The 16,767-nt window shown below is 69.3% G+C and carries 14 protein-coding genes; 3 read left to right on the top strand and 11 right to left on the bottom strand.

Going from position 1 to position 16,767, the window contains the following annotated elements:
- The 10 genes from EV671_RS18130 to rpsB all read right to left on the bottom strand — a co-directional run bounded on the left by EV671_RS18130 (window position 1) and on the right by rpsB (window position 10,099).
- Window positions 1–510 carry an OmpH/Skp family outer membrane protein gene (locus tag EV671_RS18130; RefSeq protein ID WP_132574320.1) on the bottom strand — a complete coding sequence of 170 codons (510 nt, stop codon included), beginning with the start codon at window positions 508–510 and terminating at the stop codon, window positions 1–3.
- Window positions 510–2,831: an outer membrane protein assembly factor BamA gene (gene bamA, locus EV671_RS18135; RefSeq protein WP_132574322.1), complete on the bottom strand. Its 2,322-nt coding sequence runs from the start codon at window positions 2,829–2,831 to the stop codon at window positions 510–512. Before bamA ends, EV671_RS18130 begins: the two co-directional genes overlap by 1 nt.
- Window positions 2,832–2,847: 16 nt before the next feature.
- Window positions 2,848–4,218 carry an RIP metalloprotease RseP gene (rseP, locus tag EV671_RS18140; protein WP_132574324.1) on the bottom strand — a complete coding sequence of 457 codons (1,371 nt, stop codon included), beginning with the start codon at window positions 4,216–4,218 and terminating at the stop codon, window positions 2,848–2,850.
- Window positions 4,215–5,381, bottom strand: coding sequence for a 1-deoxy-D-xylulose-5-phosphate reductoisomerase (gene ispC / locus EV671_RS18145; RefSeq protein WP_132574326.1), 1,167 nt, complete (start codon window positions 5,379–5,381; stop codon window positions 4,215–4,217). Before ispC ends, rseP begins: the two co-directional genes overlap by 4 nt.
- Complete coding sequence (locus tag EV671_RS18150) at window positions 5,378–6,214, bottom strand: phosphatidate cytidylyltransferase (protein WP_132574328.1); 837 nt, start codon at window positions 6,212–6,214, stop codon at window positions 5,378–5,380. The genes ispC and EV671_RS18150 overlap by 4 nt, the downstream gene beginning before the upstream one ends.
- Before the next feature lie 13 nt (window positions 6,215–6,227).
- On the bottom strand, window positions 6,228–6,950 hold the full coding sequence (gene uppS / locus EV671_RS18155; protein WP_132574435.1) for a polyprenyl diphosphate synthase: 723 nt from the start codon (window positions 6,948–6,950) through the stop codon (window positions 6,228–6,230).
- Window positions 6,951–6,961: 11 nt separating this feature from the next.
- Complete coding sequence (gene frr, locus EV671_RS18160) at window positions 6,962–7,522, bottom strand: ribosome recycling factor (RefSeq protein WP_132574330.1); 561 nt, start codon at window positions 7,520–7,522, stop codon at window positions 6,962–6,964.
- 72 nt (window positions 7,523–7,594) lie between these two features.
- Window positions 7,595–8,305, bottom strand: coding sequence for a UMP kinase (gene pyrH, locus EV671_RS18165; RefSeq protein WP_132574332.1), 711 nt, complete (start codon window positions 8,303–8,305; stop codon window positions 7,595–7,597).
- 84 nt (window positions 8,306–8,389) lie between these two features.
- Entirely contained in the window at window positions 8,390–9,283 is an 894-nt protein-coding gene (gene tsf / locus EV671_RS18170; RefSeq protein WP_132574334.1) for a translation elongation factor Ts, read from the bottom strand.
- Between the two features lie 69 nt (window positions 9,284–9,352).
- Window positions 9,353–10,099 carry a 30S ribosomal protein S2 gene (rpsB, locus tag EV671_RS18175; RefSeq protein WP_132574336.1) on the bottom strand — a complete coding sequence of 249 codons (747 nt, stop codon included), beginning with the start codon at window positions 10,097–10,099 and terminating at the stop codon, window positions 9,353–9,355.
- A gap of 195 nt (window positions 10,100–10,294) precedes the next feature.
- Between rpsB and EV671_RS18180 the strand changes: the two genes are divergently transcribed.
- The 3 genes from EV671_RS18180 (at window position 10,295) to EV671_RS18190 (ending at window position 14,406) form a co-directional block, all read left to right on the top strand.
- Window positions 10,295–11,611 (top strand): amidase, encoded by a 1,317-nt coding sequence (locus EV671_RS18180; RefSeq protein ID WP_132574338.1) that lies wholly within the window; start codon window positions 10,295–10,297, stop codon window positions 11,609–11,611.
- Window positions 11,611–12,849 carry an FAD-dependent oxidoreductase gene (locus EV671_RS18185; protein ID WP_132574340.1) on the top strand — a complete coding sequence of 413 codons (1,239 nt, stop codon included), beginning with the start codon at window positions 11,611–11,613 and terminating at the stop codon, window positions 12,847–12,849. Before EV671_RS18180 ends, EV671_RS18185 begins: the two co-directional genes overlap by 1 nt.
- A gap of 198 nt (window positions 12,850–13,047) precedes the next feature.
- Window positions 13,048–14,406, top strand: coding sequence for an NAD(P)H-hydrate dehydratase (locus tag EV671_RS18190; RefSeq protein ID WP_132574342.1), 1,359 nt, complete (start codon window positions 13,048–13,050; stop codon window positions 14,404–14,406).
- On the opposite strand, the gene rnr is transcribed toward EV671_RS18190, so the two are convergent.
- Window positions 14,407–16,719: a ribonuclease R gene (rnr, locus tag EV671_RS18195; RefSeq protein WP_462938176.1), complete on the bottom strand. Its 2,313-nt coding sequence runs from the start codon at window positions 16,717–16,719 to the stop codon at window positions 14,407–14,409.
- Window positions 16,720–16,767: the final 48 nt, after the last annotated feature.

The following is a 16,767-nucleotide window of genomic DNA, read 5'->3' on the forward strand; positions in this document are numbered from 1 at the left end:
TCACTTCTGCGCGTTCAGCGCGTCGATCACCTTCTTCGTGATGTCGACACGCGGGCTGAAGTGGATCGCGTCCTGCAGGATCAGGTCGTACTTCTCGTTGTCGAAGATCTGCTTGATGACGCGGTTGGCCTTCTCGACCACGGCCGACAGCTCTTCGTTCTTGCGCTGGGTCAGGTCTTCCTGCCACTCGCGCTTCTTGCGCTGCAGGTCACGGTCCTGCTCGACGATGTCGCGCTGGCGGCGGTTGCGCTCGGCTTCGGGCAGCGTGGGCGCGTCCTTCTCGAGCTTGTCGGCTGCGCCGCGCAGCTTGGCTTCCAGGTCGCGCAGGTCCTTCTCGCGCTTGCCGAACTCGGCTTCCAGCTTGACCTGGGCGGCCTTGGCCAGATTGGCCTCGCGCAGCACGCGCTCGCTGTTGACGTAGCCGATCTTCAGTTCCTGGGCTTGCACGGCCGAGGTGGCCACCATCATCGAAGCGGCCAGGGCCACCGATTGCAAGAGCTTGCTCATCATCAGAATGCAGTCCCGATCTGGAATTGGAATTTCTCGATTCTATCCGTGGGTTCCTTGCGGATGGGCTTGCCATAGCTCAGGCGCAGCGGGCCCATCGGCGAGATCCACGACAGGCCCACGCCCGCCGACACGCGGATGCTGTCGAATTTCAGCTTCTCCTGGGCGCCCCAGACATTGCCGGCGTCGACGAAACCGAAGATGCGGAAGCTCTTGTCGTTGCCGCTGCCGGGCACCGGCAAGTAGAGCTCGGCATTGGTGTTGAAGCGCCGATTGCCGCCGGTGTAGGAGCCGGTCACGTCGACCGGGCCGAGCGAGCCGGCCTCGAAGACGCGCACCGAACCCAGGCCGCCACCATAGAAGTTCTTGAAGATGGGATAGGGCTTGCCGCCCAGGCCCACGCCCCAGCCGAGTTCGCTGTTGACGCCCAACGTGATCTTGTTCGTGATGTCGAAGTATTGCTGGTATTGCAGGTTCAGGCGCGCGAACTGCGCATCGCCCAGCGGGCTGACTTCGAGGTTGACGCGCTGGTAGCGACCCTTCAGCGGCGAAATGATGCTGTCGCGGCTGTCGCGCTGCCAGCCCGCGGTCAGCGGGATGGAGTAGCTGTGCTGGCCGAACTGGTTGACGTACAGCAGATAGCTGTTGGGCAGGCCTCTGGAGGTTGTGATGTCGGTCTGCTCGTAGCCGGCACCGAAGAAGACCGTGTCGACCTCGGAGAAGGGTACGCCGAAGCGCACGGCACCACCCTTGGTGATGTACTCGTAGGTTTCGCCCAGCGTGTTGATCGGACGGGTCGTGCGGAAGAACAGGTCCACCGCCCGCGACACGCCGTCCACGGTGAAGTAGGGGTCCACCGTGCTGACCTGCAACTGCCGGCCGGTACGCGCCGTCGAGATGTCGACGCCCAGGTAGTTGCCCGAGCCAAAGACGTTGTCCTGGCGGATGGAGCCGGTGAAGGAGAGCTTCTGCTGGCTGGAGTAGCCGGCACCGACGGTGATGGCGCCGGTGGGGCGCTCGACGACGGTCAGGATCACGTCGACCTGGTCCTGGGCGCCCGGCACCTCCTGGGTGTCGATGGTGACTTCCTTGTCCTTGAAGTAGCCCAGGCGCTCGACGCGGTCGCGCGAGGCCTTGATCTTCTGGCCGTCGTACCAGGCCGCCTCGAACTGGCGGAACTCGCGGCGGATCACCTCGTCGCGCGTGCGCGAGTTGCCCGAGATGATGACCTTGCGCACATAGACGCGGCGCTGCGGCTCGGCGATGAAGGTGACGACGACCTGGCCGGTGGCGCGGTCGATATCGGGCTTGCTGTCGACGCGGGCGAAGGCATAGCCATAGGTGCCGAACAGGTCGCTGAAGGCGCGCGTGGTGTTCGCGACCGACTCGCCGTTGTAGGACTGGCCGGGCTTCATGAACACGAGGTGCTTGAAGTCCTCCTCGCGGCCCAGGTAGTCGCCCTCGAGCTTCACACCGGTGACGGTATAGGGCTGGCCCTCGCTGACGGTGATGGCGATGCTGATGCTCTGCTTGTCCGGCGAGATGGTCACCTGCGTGGAGGTGACGTTGAACTCGAGGTAGCCGCGGTTCAGGTAGTAGCTGCGGATGGTCTCCAGGTCCGCGTTCAGCTTGGCGCGCGAATAGCGGTCGGTCTTCGTGTACCAGGTCAGCCAGCCGGTGGTGGTCTGCTCCAGCAGGCCCAGCAGCGTGCTCTCGGAGAACACCTTCGAGCCGAGGATGCGGATCTCGGCGATCTTGGCCGGCTCGCCTTCGGTCACGTTGAAGCTGACGTTGACGCGGTTGCGCTCGATCGGCGTGATCGTCGTCGTGACCTCGGCGCCGTAGAGGCTGCGCGTCAGGTATTGCCGCTTGAGCTCCTGCTCGGCGCGGTCGGCCAGGGCCTTGTCGAAGGGCTTGCCCTCGCCGATGCCGACGTCCTTCAGCGACTTGGACAGCGCTTCGGTATCGAACTCCTTCAGGCCGACGAAGTTGACGTTGGCAATGATGGGGCGCTCGTCGATGATGACGACGACCGCATCGCCCTCGATGCTGATGCGCACGTCCTTGAAGAGGCCGGTCGCGAACAGCGCGCGCAGCGCGGCGGCGCCCTTCTCATCGTTGTAGGTGTCGCCGATGCGAAAGGGCAGCGACGCGAACACGGTACCCGGGTCGGTGCGCTGCAGGCCTTCGACGCGGATGTCCTTCAGCACGAAGGGATCGACGGCCCAGGCCAGCCCCGACTGGAACATCCCCGTGAGAGCCAAAGCCAGGAGACCGAGGCGGGAGGGGCGATGCTTCGCTCCCGAACTGTGGAAAGAGGACATGCGAGACAGGGGGAGTTCAGTGCCAGCCCGCGAAGCGGGAGACAAGGTCGTTGGAAAGGGCCAAGGCCATCATCAGCATCAGGATCAGCGCGCCTGCGCGCTGCAGTTGCCGTTGCCACCATTCAGGGACGGGGCGGCCACTCAGACCCTCGAAAAGATGATACATGAGGTGCCCGCCGTCGAGCATCGGCAGCGGCAGCAGGTTCAACACCGCCAGGCTCATCGAGATGCGCGCCAGGAAGTCGAGGAAGGGCGTGATGCCCGCGCGCGCCGACTGGCCGGCATAGTCCGCGATCGCCAGCGGGCCGCTGAGGTTCTTCACCGAGGCCTCGCCGACGAGGATGCGGCCGAGCAGCCGCACCGTCGTGGCGGCCATGTCCCAGCTCTGCGCGACGCCCGACCACAGCCCGTCCGCGAAGCCCCGGCTGACCAGCACGCGCTCGGGCGGCGAGCCGACATAGACCTCCAGCCGCGCGACCAGGCCACCGGCCTCCTGCAGCAGGCGCGGCGTGACGTCGAGCTCGACGACCTGGCCCGCGCGCTCGACGCGCCAGGCCATGTGGCGCGGCTGCCCGCCGTCGTGGGCATTGCGGATCGCATCGCGCAGCTGGCCGGCATCCTGGATCGCGCGGCCGTCGATGCTGAGCACGCGATCGCCCGCCACCAGCCCGGCCTTGGCGCCCGCGCCATCGGGCGTCACGCGGCTGATGAGGGGCGCCTGCAGCGGGTTCAGGCCGATCTCGGCGAACAGCTGTGCGTCGGGCGCGCGGCCGGCCAGGCGCTCGACATCCAGCCTGACACTGTGCGAGCCGTGGCCCTGGGCGTCGGTGACGGTCAGCTGCAGGCCCTCGCCCAGCGCCTGGGCGCGCGCGACCGCGGCGCTCAGCGCCGGCAGGGATTCGACGTCCTGCCATTGCTGGCCGTCTGGCGACACGGCGCGCACCCAGTCGCCGGCCTGCAGCCCGGCCCGCTCGGCCAGCGAACCGGACGCCGGCGTGCCGAGCAGCGGCTTGGGCACCTCGGTGCCCAGCCAGGCGACGACGGCGAACAGAAGAATCGCCAGCAGCCAGTTCGCCGCCGGCCCGGCCGCGACGATGGCGGCGCGCTGGTGCAACGGCCTCTGGCCGAAGGCCTGCTCGCGCTGCTGCTCCGGCACCGGGCCGTCGCGCTCGTCCAGCATGCGCACATAGCCGCCCAGCGGCAGCGCGCTGAGCGTGAACTCGGTGCCGTCGCGGCCGACACGCCGCCACAGCACGCGGCCGAAGCCGATCGAGAAGCGCAGCACCTTGACGCCGCAGGCCCGCGCCACGCGATAGTGGCCCCATTCATGCACGGCGATCAGCACCGCGATCGCGAACAAAAATGGCGGCAGGTCCGCAAGGCTCATACGAGGCGCCGCGCGTGATCGCGGGTGCGGGCGTCGAGGTCCAGCAGGGACTCGATGCTGCCGCAGTCGCCCGGCTGCACGTCGGCCAGGCATTGCGAGTTGATCGCATGGATGCGGTCGAAGCGCAGCCGACCGTTCAGGAAGGCGTCCACCGCCACCTCGTTGGCCGCGTTCAGCACCGTGGTCGTGCCCTCCGGGCCACGCAGCGCCTGCCAGGACAGGTGCAGGCCGGGGAAGCGGACTGCATCGGCTTCCTCGAACGTGAGGCTGGGCGTGGTCAGCAGGTCGAGCCGGCTGGCGCCCGAGGTGATGCGCTCGGGGAAGGACAGGCCGTAGGCGATGGGCACGCGCATGTCGGGCGTGCCGAGCTGGGCCAGCACCGACTGGTCACGGCAGACCACCATCGAATGGATGATGCTCTGCGGGTGGATCAGCACCTTGATTTGCTCGGGCGTGAGGTTGAACAGCCAGCGCGCCTCGATGACCTCGAGGGCTTTGTTCATCATCGTCGCCGAGTCGACCGAGATCTTGCGGCCCATGACCCAATTGGGGTGGGCGCAGGCCTGGTCGGGCGTCACGTCGGCCAGGGTCTTCGGGTCGCGCTGGCGAAAGGGGCCGCCGGAGGCCGTCAGCACGATGTGATCGATACGCTCGTGCCAGGTCGCGCGGTCCTCGGGCAGGCACTGGAAGATGGCCGAGTGCTCGCTGTCGATGGGCAGCAGCGTGGCGCCGCCCTCCTCCACTGCATGCATGAACAAGGCGCCGCCGACGACGATGGCCTCCTTGTTGGCCAACAGCAGGCGCTTGCCGGCGCGGGCCGCGGCAATGGCCGGCGCGAGGCCGGCGGCACCGACGATGGCCGCCATCACCGTGTCGACGTCCGGATGGGCGGCGACCTCCGCCAGCGCCGCGGCGCCGTCCAGCACCTCGGTGCGACAGCCCGCCTCGCGCAGGCGCTCGCGCAGCCGGGCGGCGGCTTCGCGCCCGGGCATGGCGGCAAAGCGCGGCTGCCAGGCCAGGCACTGGGCCAGCAGTTCGTCGACGCGGCTCATCGCGCTCAACGCGACGACCTCATAGCGATCGGGGTGGCGCGCGAGGACGTCCAGCGTGTTGACGCCGATGGAGCCGGTCGAGCCCAGCACGCAAACACGTTGGCGATTCATAGGCTGATGAGGGCAAGGGCCAGCGGGAACACCGGCAGCAGCGCGTCGATACGGTCCAGCACGCCACCATGGCCGGGCAGCAGCCCGCTGCTGTCCTTGGCGCCGACGGCGCGCTTGACGAGGGATTCGAACAGATCGCCGACGACGCTCATCGCGGCGAGGAAGACCAGGGCCAGCAGCGACACGACGCCATGACGCTGCACCAGCAGCGTGTAGAGGCTGGGCGAGTCGACGGCGAAGCGCAGGTCGATGACATGGACCCAGGTGAAGCCCAGCAGGATGACGCCGGCGAGGCCGCCCCACACGCCTTCCCAGCTCTTGCCCGGGCTGATGGCCGGCGCGAGCTTGCGTTTGCCGAAGGCGCGGCCGCAGAAATAGGCGGCGATGTCGGCCATCCAGACCAGGCAGAAGACCGACAGGATGAAGTTGATGCCATGCACCTTGGCCTGCACGATGGCCAGCCAGGCGCCCCAGAGCAGCAGCGCACCGAGGGCCAGGCGCCCGCCGCGGGCGATCCGCGGCCAGCCCGCAGGGCCGGCGCGCAGCGCATAGGCGCCACCCAGCACCCAGACCAGGCTGGCCAGCGACCAGACCCAGGAGGGCGGCGCGTTCAGGCCGCCGATCAGCAGAGTCCAGACGCAGGCCAGGGCCAGGGCCACGCCGGCCGAGATGGCGCCGGTGCCGGGCAGGCCGTTGAGCCGCGCCCACTCCCAGCCGGCCGCGCCCATCATCGCGACGGTGACCCAGGCGAAGGGCCAGGGGGAGGCCTGGAACAGCACCGGCAGCAGGACGGCCAGCAGCACGACGGCGGTGATAACGCGGGTCTTCAGCATGGGTTGCCTGTTCTCAGGCCGCAGCCGGTGCTTCCTTGACGCCGCCGAAGCGGCGGTCGCGCTCGTGGAAGGCCGCGATGGCCGCGTCGAGTTCGCGCTCGCCGAACTCGGGCCACAGGCAGTCCGAGAACACGAATTCGGTGTACGCCGCCTGCCAGAGCAGGAAGTTGCTGATGCGCACCTCGCCGCCGGTGCGGATAAAGAGGTCGGGATCGGGCGCATAGCTCATGGCCATGAATTCCGACAGCCTGGCCTCGGTCAGTTCCGCGGCCGGCACGCCGGCCTCGATGGCCTTCCTGCAGGCCTGCACGATGTCCCAGCGGCCACCATAGTTGAAGGCGACGTTGAGCGTCAGCCTGGTGTTGTGCAGCGTGCTGCTCTCCGCCTCGTTCCAGGCGTTGCGCAGCTTGTCGGAGACGGCGTCGCGGTCGCCGACGATGCGGATGCGCACGCCCATCGCGCCCATCTTGGCGAGATAGCGGCTCACGGCGGCCAGCACCAGGCCCATCAGGCCCGAGACCTCGTCGCTGGGACGCTTCCAGTTCTCGCTGGAGAAGGCGAAGACGGTGAGGTATTCGATGTCGCGGGCGATGCAGGCCTGCACCACCTTGACAAGCGAGTCCACGCCCGCCTTGTGGCCGAAGAAGCGCGGCAGGAAGCGCTTCTTGGCCCAGCGGCCATTGCCATCCATGACGATGGCGACATGGCGCGGCGGCGCCGGGCGGTCCTGCGCCATGGGCAGCGCGCTCAAACCGCCAGGATCTCGGCTTCCTTGGCCGAGATCAGCTTGTCGATCTCGGCGATCACGCGGTCGGTGAGCTTCTGCACGTCGTCGAGGCTGCGGCGCTCTTCGTCCTCGCCGATTTCCTTGTCCTTCAGCAGCTTCTTGGCATGCTCGTTAGCGTCGCGGCGCAGATTGCGCACCGCCACCTTGGCATCCTCGCCGGCATTGCGCACGACCTTGGTCAAGTCCTTGCGGCGCTCCTCGGTCAGCGGCGGCATCGGCACGCGGATCAGGTCGCCCTGGCTCGCCGGGTTCAGGCCCAGGTCGCTCTCGCGGATGGCCTTCTCGATCTTGGCGCCCATGCCCTTTTCCCAGGGCTGGACGGAGATGGTGCGCGCGTCCAGCAGCGTCACATTGGCCACCTGCGAGATGGGCACCATGGAGCCGTAGTAGTCGACGCTGACCTGGTCGAGCAGGCCCGGGTGGGCGCGACCGGTGCGGATCTTCTGCAGTTCGCCCTTCAGCGACTCGACCGACTTGGCCATCTTGGCCTCGGCGTTCTTCTTGATGTCGGCAATGCTCATATTCGTTTCCTTTGCGGGACAGACCACCCGAGCGACAGCGAGTAGCTCTGTCCCCAACTGACTTGAACTGATTTAAACGTGCACCAGCGTGCCTTCGTCCTCGCCCTGCACCACGCGCCTGAGCGCACCGGGCTTGAAGATGCTGAAGACCTTGATCGGCAGTTTCTGGTCGCGGCACAGCGCGAAGGCGGCGCCGTCCATCACCTGCAGGTTGCGCGTGATGGCCTCGTCGAAGCTGATGCGCGAATAGCGCGTCGCCTCGGGGTTCTTCTTGGGGTCGGCGGTGTAGACGCCGTCGACCTTGGTGGCCTTCAACACGATCTCGGCACCGATCTCGGCGCCGCGCAGCGCGGCGGCGGTGTCGGTCGTGAAGAAGGGGTTGCCGGTGCCGGCAGCGAAGACGACGACCTTGCCCTCTTCGAGGTATTGCAGCGCCTTGGGGCGCACATAGGGCTCGACGACCTGCTCGATGGCGATGGCCGACATCACGCGCGCCGTCATACCTTCCTGGCGCATCGTGTCGGCCAGGGCCAGGGAGTTCATCACCGTGGCCAGCATGCCCATGTAGTCGGCCGTCGCGCGGTCCATGCCGACCGAGCCGCCCGCCACGCCGCGGAAGATGTTGCCGCCGCCGATGACGATGGCCACCTCGATGCCCATCTGCGTCACCTCGCGGACCTCCTGCACCATGCGGACGATGGTCGCGCGGTTGATGCCGTAGGCGTCGTCGCCCATCAGGGCTTCACCGGAGAGTTTGAGCAGGATGCGCTTGTACGCGGGCATGGTGTCCTCAGAAATCGGGGGCCTGTCGGTGGCCCGGAAGTTTAAAGGGCGCCAACTTGGCGCCCTTATCTGTCGCAAGAGTCTTTACTGACCCTTTGCAGCCGCCACCTGGGCGGCCACTTCGGCCGCGAAGTCGTCGACCTTTTTCTCGATGCCTTCGCCGACGACGTAGAGCGTGAAGCCCTTGACCGTCGTGTTGACCGACTTCAGGTAGGCGCCCACGGTCTGCTTGCCGTCGGCGGCCTTCACGAAGACCTGGTCCAGCAGCGAGACTTCCTTCAGGAACTTCTGCACCGAACCCTCGACCATCTTGGCGACGATGTCGGCCGGCTTGCCGGATTCGGCAGCCTTCTCGGTGGCGATCTTGCGCTCCTTCTCGACCAACTCGGCCGAGACGTCGGCGCCCGACAGGGCGGCCGGCTTCATCGCGGCGATGTGCATGGCCACGTCCTTGGCGGCGACGTCGTCACCCTCGAACTCGACGACCACGCCGATGCGGGTGCCGTGCAGATAGGTGGCCAGCTTGCTGCCGCTGTAGCGCTGGAAGCGGCGGATCGTCATGTTCTCGCCGATCTTGCCGATCAGGCCCTTGCGCACGTCTTCCACCGTCGGGCCGAAGCCTTCCTGCGCCAGGGGCAGGGCCGACAGGGCGGCCACGTCGGCCGGGTTGTGCTCGGCCACCAGGCCGGCCAGCGCGCCGACGAAGGCCAGGAAGGCGTCGTTCTTCGAGACGAAGTCGGTCTCGCAGTTGACTTCGATCAGCGCGCCGTTGCCGCCGACGACGGCCGAGGCGACGATGCCTTCGGCGGTGATGCGCGAGGCGGCCTTGCCGGCCTTGTTGCCCAGCTTGACGCGCAGGATCTCTTCGGCGCGGCCCATGTCGCCGTCGGCCTCGGTCAGTGCCTTCTTGCACTCCATCATCGGGGCGTCGGTGCGGGCACGCAGTTCGCCCACCATGCTTGCGGTGATAGCAGCCATTTCAGTTCTCCAGATTTCGGTTGGCAAAAGGGGCCTCGCGGCCCCTTTCAGATGCAGGGTCGAAAGGGCTCAGGCCTCTTCGGAGACCTCGACGAACTCGTCGCCGGCCGGGGCGACCGCAGCCAGCACGTCGGCGGTGGCATTGGCCTTGCCTTCCAGCACGGCGTCGGCAACGGCGCGGGCGTACAGGGCCACGGCCTTGGCGGAGTCGTCGTTGCCGGGAATGACGTAGTCGATGCCGATCGGCGAGTGGTTGGTGTCAACCACGCCGATGACGGGAATGCCCAGCTTCTTGGCTTCGGCGACGGCGATCTTGTGATAGCCGACGTCGATGACGAAGATGGCGTCGGGCAGCGCGGTCATGTCCTGGATGCCGCCGATGTTCTTTTCCAGCTTGGCGATGTCGCGCTGGAACAGCAGGGCTTCCTTCTTGATCGCGGGCTGGGTGCCAGCCTCGACCTGGGCCTGCATGTCCTTCAGGTTCTTCAGCGAGGTCTTGACCGTCTTGAAGTTGGTCATCATGCCGCCCAGCCAGCGCGAGTCGACGTAGGGCATGCCGGCGCGCTGGGCTTCGGCGGCGATGAACTCACGGGCCTGGCGCTTCGTGCCGATCATCAGGATCGTGCCGCGCTTGGCAGCCAGCGAGCGCACGAACTTCATCGCATCGTTGAACGCGGGCAGCGTCTTCTCGAGGTTGATGATGTGGATCTTGTTGCGATGGCCGTAGATATACGGGGCCATCTTGGGGTTCCAGAAGCGGGTTTGGTGGCCGAAATGGACGCCGGCTTCCAGCATCTCGCGCATCGTGACAGACATGGTCTTACCTCGAAGGTTGGGTCTAAAATCCGGCCCGAATTGCGCGATGTGAAACAAACGTTCGATCTTGTTTCGATCCGATCTGTTTCGACTTCATCGCGCAGCACCTTGGGTGGGCCGGTTTGCGATTCGTCTTGCCGCCGCACGAGAACACCCGGTGCAGTCAGCAAAACCCGACGAGTATATACCGAATCCATGCCTGACGACCTGAGCCGTGTGCTTGAGGGCCTGCGGTCGGGTCGCCTGAGCGCGGCCGAACTGCTGGACGAGAGCCTGGCCGCCGCACGCGGCCAGTCCTGTGAGCACGCCTTCATCCGCCACTTCCCCGTGCCGCAGCGGCTTGCGGCGCCCGAGACGCCGCTGGGCGGCCTGGCTGTGTCCATCAAGGACCTGTTCGACGTCGCCGGCCAGCCGACGACAGCCGGCTCCCGCGTGCTGGCCGATGCACCGCCCGCTGCGGCCGACTGCCCCGCCGTCGCGCGCCTGCGCGCCGCCGGCGCCACGCTGATCGGCCACACCAACCTGAGCGAATTCGCGTTCTCCGGCGTCGGCCTCAACCCCCACCACGGCACGCCGGTCAACCCGGTCACGCTGGCACTGGACGGGCAGCGCCGCATCCCCGGCGGCTCCAGCTCGGGCGCGGCCGTCAGCGTCGCGGCCGGCGCGGCCTGGGCGGCGCTGGGCTCGGACACCGGCGGCTCCATCCGCATCCCGGCGGCCCTGCAGGGCTTGGTGGGCTTCAAGAACACGGCGCGGCTGACGCCGATGGACGGCGCCATCCCGCTGGCCCGTTCGCTGGACACCGCCTGCGCGATCACGCGCTCGGTGCGCGACGCCGTGCTGCTGCACGAGATCCTGTCGGGCCGGCCGGTCGCGCGGCTGAACCGGCCGCTGGCGGCCTGGCGTCTGGCCGTGGCCCGCCCGCTGCTGCAGGACGACCTGGACGCCGGCGTCGCCACCGCCTTCGAGCGCAGCCTGACCGCGCTGCGCGCCGCCGGTGCCGACATCGTCGACATCGACCTGCCCGCCCTGCGCGATCTGCCACCGCCGCAGGCCCGCGGAGCCCTCGTCGCCGCCGAGGCCTGGGCTTGGCACCACGAGCTGCTGGCCCGCCGCGAGGCCGGCTACGACCCGCGCGTGGCTTGGCGCATCCGCCAGGGCGAGCGCGTCACGCCAGAGATCCTGCAGGTCGCCCTGGCCGCGCGCCAGCGCTACATCGCCAGCATGGAGGCCTCGCTGCAGGGCATCGACGCCGTGCTGTCGCCGACCGTGCCCGTCGTCGCGCCGCTGCTGCAGCCTCTTGTCGACAGCGACGAGAGCTTCTTCGCAGCCAATGCGCTGCTGCTGCGCAACCCCGGCCTGGTCAATGCGCTGGACGGCTGCGCGATCAGCCTGCCCTGCCAGCGCCCGGGCGAACTGCCCGTCGGCCTGATGCTGTGGGCGCCGGCACTGCGCGACGAGGCGCTGCTCAACCTCGCCCTCCTTCTCGAACCCCTTCTCCCGACTCACTGATGCGCATCGCCATCGTCGGCGCCGGCCTCGCCGGCGTCTGCACTGCCTACGAGCTGGCCGCGGCCGGCCACGCGGTTACCGTCTTCGAACGCCGCGCCAGCGTGGCCGAGGAGGCCAGCTTCGCGCCCAGCGGCCTGCTCGCGCCCGCCCTCGCCCTACCCGGCCTGCTGCCCGCCCGCAACCTGGGCACGCTGCGCTGGCGCTGGAGCCGCCGCCAGGCGCGCCGCAGCCCGGCCCAGGCCGCCCGCGAGGCTCAGGCCCTGCAGCTCGCCCGCCTCGGCCATCAGCGCCTGCAGGCGCTGCGCCGCGCGCTGCCGCTGGACGACGAGGCTGCCGACGGCGTGCTGATGCTGTTGCGCGAAGCCAAGCATCTGGCCGCGCTGCAGCCGCGCCTGGACGTGCTGGCCGCCGCAGGCCTGGCCGTGCAGGTCATAGACGCCGCGGCCTGTCGCCAGCGCGAGCCCGGCCTGAATGCCGAAGCGCCCCTGCATGGCGGCCTGGTGCTGGGCCCCGGCAGCGTCGGCAACGGCCGCCTCTTCGCCCAGCAGCTGCGCGCCCAGGCCCAGCGCTTAGGTGCAGCCTTCCGCTTCCACAGCCTCGTCACCGGCCTGCGCGCCGAGTCGCGCTCGGTGCTGCTCAGCCACGAGCCCACCAGCGCCGGCCCGGCGGCCACGCGGCGCGAAGCCGGCGACACCCAGCCCCAGGCCCTCTGCCCGCAGACCGAGTCCTTCGACAGCGTCGTGCTCTGCGCCGCCCAGGGAGCCCTCCCCCTGCTGCAGGCCGCGGGCCAGGCACCCCCCTTCGCGAGCACCAGCGACGCGACGCTGACACTGCCGCTGCGCGTGCTCGAGGCCCATCCCGAACTCGGCCCCCAGGCCGGCATGCTGGACGCGCGCGAGGGCATCGCCATCGCCCGCATCGGCCAGCGTGTGCGCGTCACCGGCCCGGTCGAGGCGGCCGACCACGCGCATCTGCACAAGGCGCTGCAGCACTGGCTCCCCGGCTGCGTGCAGCAGGGCCAGATGCAGGCCAGCACCCGCCAGCGGCTGCTGATGCCCGACGGCCTGCCCGTGGTGGGCGCCAGCGCCCTGCCCGGTGTCTGGCTGCTGCTGGGCCAGGGCGGCGAGGCCGGCCAGGGCTGGAGCCTGGCCTGCGGCGCCGCACGTGTGCTGGCGGACTGCCTCGCTGGCTTGACGCCCGAGCTGGACATCTCGGCACTGTCCGCCGCACGATCCTGAGGTGACACTGCCCCTCGCCCATCCTCGCACCGCTGAACGCGGGCGAGTCCGGTCGGTACCCCGCGGGGACGACGATGCTTGCGGCATTGAGCCGCAAGCACATCGCCAGCGCGGCCGGCTTGGGGCGGCCCGGCGCTCGGCCCGAAATCCACCCGCATCATCAGCTGCGGGTGAGATGCAGCACCATGGAAGATTGACATGCCCCATCTGCTGAACACCGACCGCTGCTGGCCACTGCACGACCTCGCCGCCACGAGGCGCTTGGAAGCCCGCGCGCTGGCCCTGCGCCCCGACCTGATGCAGGACGCCGGCCTGGCCGTCGCCAAGCTGGCCCTGGCGCTGCGGCGCGGCGACGGCCCGGTCTGGGTGGCCTGCGGCCCGGGCAACAACGGCGGCGACGGTCGCGTGGCGGCCCGGCTGCTACGCGAGCTGGGCATACCCGTCGTGCTGACACCCGACGAGCCGGCGCCCACGCAACGCCCGGCCCTGGTCATCGATGCGCTGCTCGGCATCGGCCTGAACCGGGCGCCGAGCGAAGCCCTGGCGGCCTCGATGGCCACCATGCAGGCCTGCGGCGCGCCCATCCTGGCCATCGACCTGCCCAGCGGCCTGCTCGCCGACACCGGCCAGCCCGCTGGCGCCGCCGCCGTGCGCGCCGACCACACGCTGACGCTGCTGACGCTCAAGCCCGGCCTCTTCACCGGCGAGGGCCGGGGGCATGCGGGGCAGATCTGGTTCGACGACCTCGGCATCGCGTCAGACGAGCCCGCCACTGCCGATCTGCTCGGCCCGCTGGAGCTGCGCGAACGCGCCGCGACGGCGCACAAGGGCAGCCAGGGCCAGGTGCTGGTCGTCGGCGGTGCGCCCGGCATGCAGGGCGCGACCCGGCTGGCCGCGCGTGCGGCCCTGGCCTGCGGCGCGGGGCGGGTCTACCTGGACCTGCTGGGCGCGTCCGCCACCGAGCCCGCCGACCCGTTGCGGCCCGAGCTGATGCGTGGCCGGCTGGCGGCGCTGCCCCAGGCCGTGGGCGTCGTCGGCTGCGGCGCGGGCGAGGCCATCGCGGCCGCGCTTCCGGAGCTGTTCGCCACGCTGCCGCGCCTGGTGCTGGATGCCGACGCGCTGAACGCCATCGCCACCGACCTGGCGCTGCAGGCAGGGCTGCGCGCCCGCCCGGCCGGCACGACGCTGCTGACGCCCCATCCGCTCGAGGCCGCAAGGCTGCTGGGCAGCAGCGCCAGCGCCGTGCAGGCCGACCGCCCCGCCGCGGCGATCGAACTGGCGACGCGGCTGGCCTGCACGGTCGTGCTGAAGGGTTCGGGCACGGTTATAGCGACGCCGGGCGAGCGCCCGGCCATCAACCCCAGCGGCGGCCCGGCGCTGGCGACGGCCGGCAGCGGCGACGTGCTGGCGGGCTGGCTGGGCGGGCTGTGGGCCCAGGCCCCGGCGGCCGGCGCCCACCGCATCGCCTGCGCCGGCGTGTTCGCACACGGACGGGCCGGCGAGGCGAACGGCGTGCTACGGGCCGGCGATCTGGTCGAACGCCTGGCCCGCGGCTGATCAGCGGCGCTTGCGCACCGGTGGCTTGGCCGCCGACTTCTTGCTCGCCTGGCTGGCCGCCTTGCGCGCGGCCTTGACCGGGTGCAGTGCCGCGACGGTGGCCTTGCGGCTCTTCTTCACGTCGCGGTCGGCCTGGCGCACATCATCAAGCGCCTCGACGGCGGTCTTGGGCGTGCGCTTCTTGGCCGGCGCCTTCGCGCCGGCCTTGCCCTGTGGCCGGGCCGCACCGCCACGGCCCGGCGCCCGCCCCTCCTCGCCCTCGCGGACGAGGCGGAAGTCGATCTTGCGGCCGTCCAGGTCGACGCGGCTGACCTGCACCTGCACGCGCGCGCCGGTGGCGTAGCGTATGCCGGTGCGCTCGCCACGCAGTTCCTGGCGCGCCTCGTCGAAGCGGTAGTACTCGCCGCCGAGCTCGGTGATGTGCACCAGGCCCTCGACATACAGCGCATCCAGCAGCACGAAGAGGCCGAAGGACGTGACCGCGCTGACGGTGCCGGCGAACTCCTCGCCGAGGCGGTCGCGCATATAGCGGCATTTCAGCCAGGCTTCGACGTCGCGGCTGGCCTCGTCGGCGCGGCGCTCGTTGGCGCTGCAATGGGCACCGACGACCTCCCAGCGCTCGGCCTCGTTGCGGGCCTCGGCCGGGTTGGGCGGCGCCGCGCGGCCGGGGCGCTTGGGCGCCTGCGGCACGTTCATCTTGGACGCGTCCAGCATGTAGCGCTTGTTGCCGAGCAGGGCCTTGATGACGCGATGCACCAGCAGGTCGGGGTAGCGCCGGATCGGGCTCGTGAAATGCGTGTAGGCCGGGTAGGCCAGGCCGAAGTGGCCGGAGTTGGTGCCGGTGTAGATGGCCTGCTGCATGGAGCGCAGCAGCATCTGGTGGATCTGCTGCGCGTCGGCGCGGTCCTTGGTGGCCTCGGCGAGCTGCTGGAACTCGCGCGGACTGGGGTCGTCGGAGACGCCCATGCCGATGCCCAGCGAGCGCAGATAGGCCTGCAGGGTCTGGCGCTTCTCGGGCGTCGGGCCTTCGTGCACGCGGTAGAGGGACGAATGCTTGCTGCCGAGGATGAAGTCGGCCGAGCAGACATTGGCGGCCAGCATGGCCTCCTCGATCAGCCGGTGGGCGTCGTTGCGGGTGCGCGGCACGATCTTCTCGATGCGGCCGTTGTCGTCGCAGACGATCTGCGTCTCGGTGGTCTCGAAGTCGATGGCGCCGCGGCGATGGCGCTCGGCCAGCAGCGCGCGGTAAACCTCGTGCAGATGCAGCAGATGCGGCACCAGCTCACGCCGCTTGGCGGCCTCGGGGCCATGCGTATTGCCGAGGATGGCCGCAACCTCGGTGTAGGTGAAGCGTGCATGAGAACAGATCACCGCCGGGTAGAACTGGTAGGCCGTGACCGTGCCGTCGGCAGCGACAACCATGTCGCAGACCATGCTGAGCCTGTCCTCGTAGGGGTTCAGCGAGCACAGGCCGTTGGAGAGCTTCTCCGGCAGCATCGGGATGACGCGGCGCGGGAAGTAGACCGAGGTCGCGCGCTCGTAGGCGTCGGCGTCCAGCGGCTCGCCGGGCTTCACGTAGTGCGACACGTCGGCGATGGCGACGAGCAGGCGCCAGCCCTCGACGGCCTTCTTGCCGCGCCCCGCCTTGTAGGGCTCGCAGTAGACGGCGTCGTCGAAATCGCGCGCATCCTCGCCGTCGATGGTGACCAGGGGCACGTCCCGCAGGTCGATGCGGTGCTTCAGGTCGGCAGCGCGCAACCTCTCGGGCAGCTTGGCCGATTGCGCCAGCGTCTCGGGGCTGAAGCGGTGTGGCACGTCGTACTTGCGCACCGCGATCTCGATCTCCATGCCGGGGTCGTCGATCTCGCCCAGCACCTCGACGACGCGGCCGACCGGCTGCGAGTAAAGCGACGGCGGCTCGGTCAGCTCGACCGCGACGACCTGGCCGGCGGCAGCATTGGCGATGCCGTTCTTCGGGATCAGGATGTCCTGGCCCATGCGCCTGTCCTCGGGCGCGACCAGCCAGACGCCGGACTCGAGCAGCAGGCGGCCGATGATGGGCCGCTTCTTGCGCTCGAGGATTTCCAGCACCTTGCCCTCGGGACGGCCGCGCTTGTCGAAGCGCACGACGCGCACGCGCAGGCGGTCGCCGTGCATGACGGTGTGGGTCTCCTGCGAGGACAGATAGATGTCCGAGGAGCCGTCGTCCGGGATCAGGAATCCATGCCCATCCCTGTGGCCTTGGAGCGTGCCTTCGATCTCGCCCAGCAGCCCCGTGCCGTCGCCGCTAGGCGAGGTATTTGCGTTTTTCAAGTTTTTGATGATATAGTCTCGGTTTTCCTGAAACGGCCCAGGACTTCA

Origin of the sequence: Roseateles saccharophilus (genome assembly GCF_004342485.1) — a bacterium.
Classification (GTDB): Bacteria; Pseudomonadota; Gammaproteobacteria; order Burkholderiales; family Burkholderiaceae_C; genus Pelomonas; species Pelomonas saccharophila.

Excerpts from the sequence above, each read along its gene's own strand:
- EV671_RS18130 (WP_132574320.1), bottom strand. The coding sequence starts at position 510 with ATGATGAGCAAGCTCTTGCAATCGGTGGCCCTGGCCGCTTCGATGATG.
- bamA (WP_132574322.1), bottom strand. The coding sequence starts at position 2,831 with ATGTCCTCTTTCCACAGTTCGGGAGCGAAGCATCGCCCCTCCCGCCTC.
- rseP (WP_132574324.1), bottom strand. The coding sequence starts at position 4,218 with ATGAGCCTTGCGGACCTGCCGCCATTTTTGTTCGCGATCGCGGTGCTG.
- ispC (WP_132574326.1), bottom strand. The coding sequence starts at position 5,381 with ATGAATCGCCAACGTGTTTGCGTGCTGGGCTCGACCGGCTCCATCGGC.
- EV671_RS18150 (WP_132574328.1), bottom strand. The coding sequence starts at position 6,214 with ATGCTGAAGACCCGCGTTATCACCGCCGTCGTGCTGCTGGCCGTCCTG.
- uppS (WP_132574435.1), bottom strand. The coding sequence starts at position 6,950 with ATGGCGCAGGACCGCCCGGCGCCGCCGCGCCATGTCGCCATCGTCATG.
- frr (WP_132574330.1), bottom strand. The coding sequence starts at position 7,522 with ATGAGCATTGCCGACATCAAGAAGAACGCCGAGGCCAAGATGGCCAAG.
- pyrH (WP_132574332.1), bottom strand. The coding sequence starts at position 8,305 with ATGCCCGCGTACAAGCGCATCCTGCTCAAACTCTCCGGTGAAGCCCTG.
- tsf (WP_132574334.1), bottom strand. The coding sequence starts at position 9,283 with ATGGCTGCTATCACCGCAAGCATGGTGGGCGAACTGCGTGCCCGCACC.
- rpsB (WP_132574336.1), bottom strand. The coding sequence starts at position 10,099 with ATGTCTGTCACGATGCGCGAGATGCTGGAAGCCGGCGTCCATTTCGGC.
- EV671_RS18180 (WP_132574338.1), top strand. The coding sequence starts at position 10,295 with ATGCCTGACGACCTGAGCCGTGTGCTTGAGGGCCTGCGGTCGGGTCGC.
- EV671_RS18185 (WP_132574340.1), top strand. The coding sequence starts at position 11,611 with ATGCGCATCGCCATCGTCGGCGCCGGCCTCGCCGGCGTCTGCACTGCC.
- EV671_RS18190 (WP_132574342.1), top strand. The coding sequence starts at position 13,048 with ATGCCCCATCTGCTGAACACCGACCGCTGCTGGCCACTGCACGACCTC.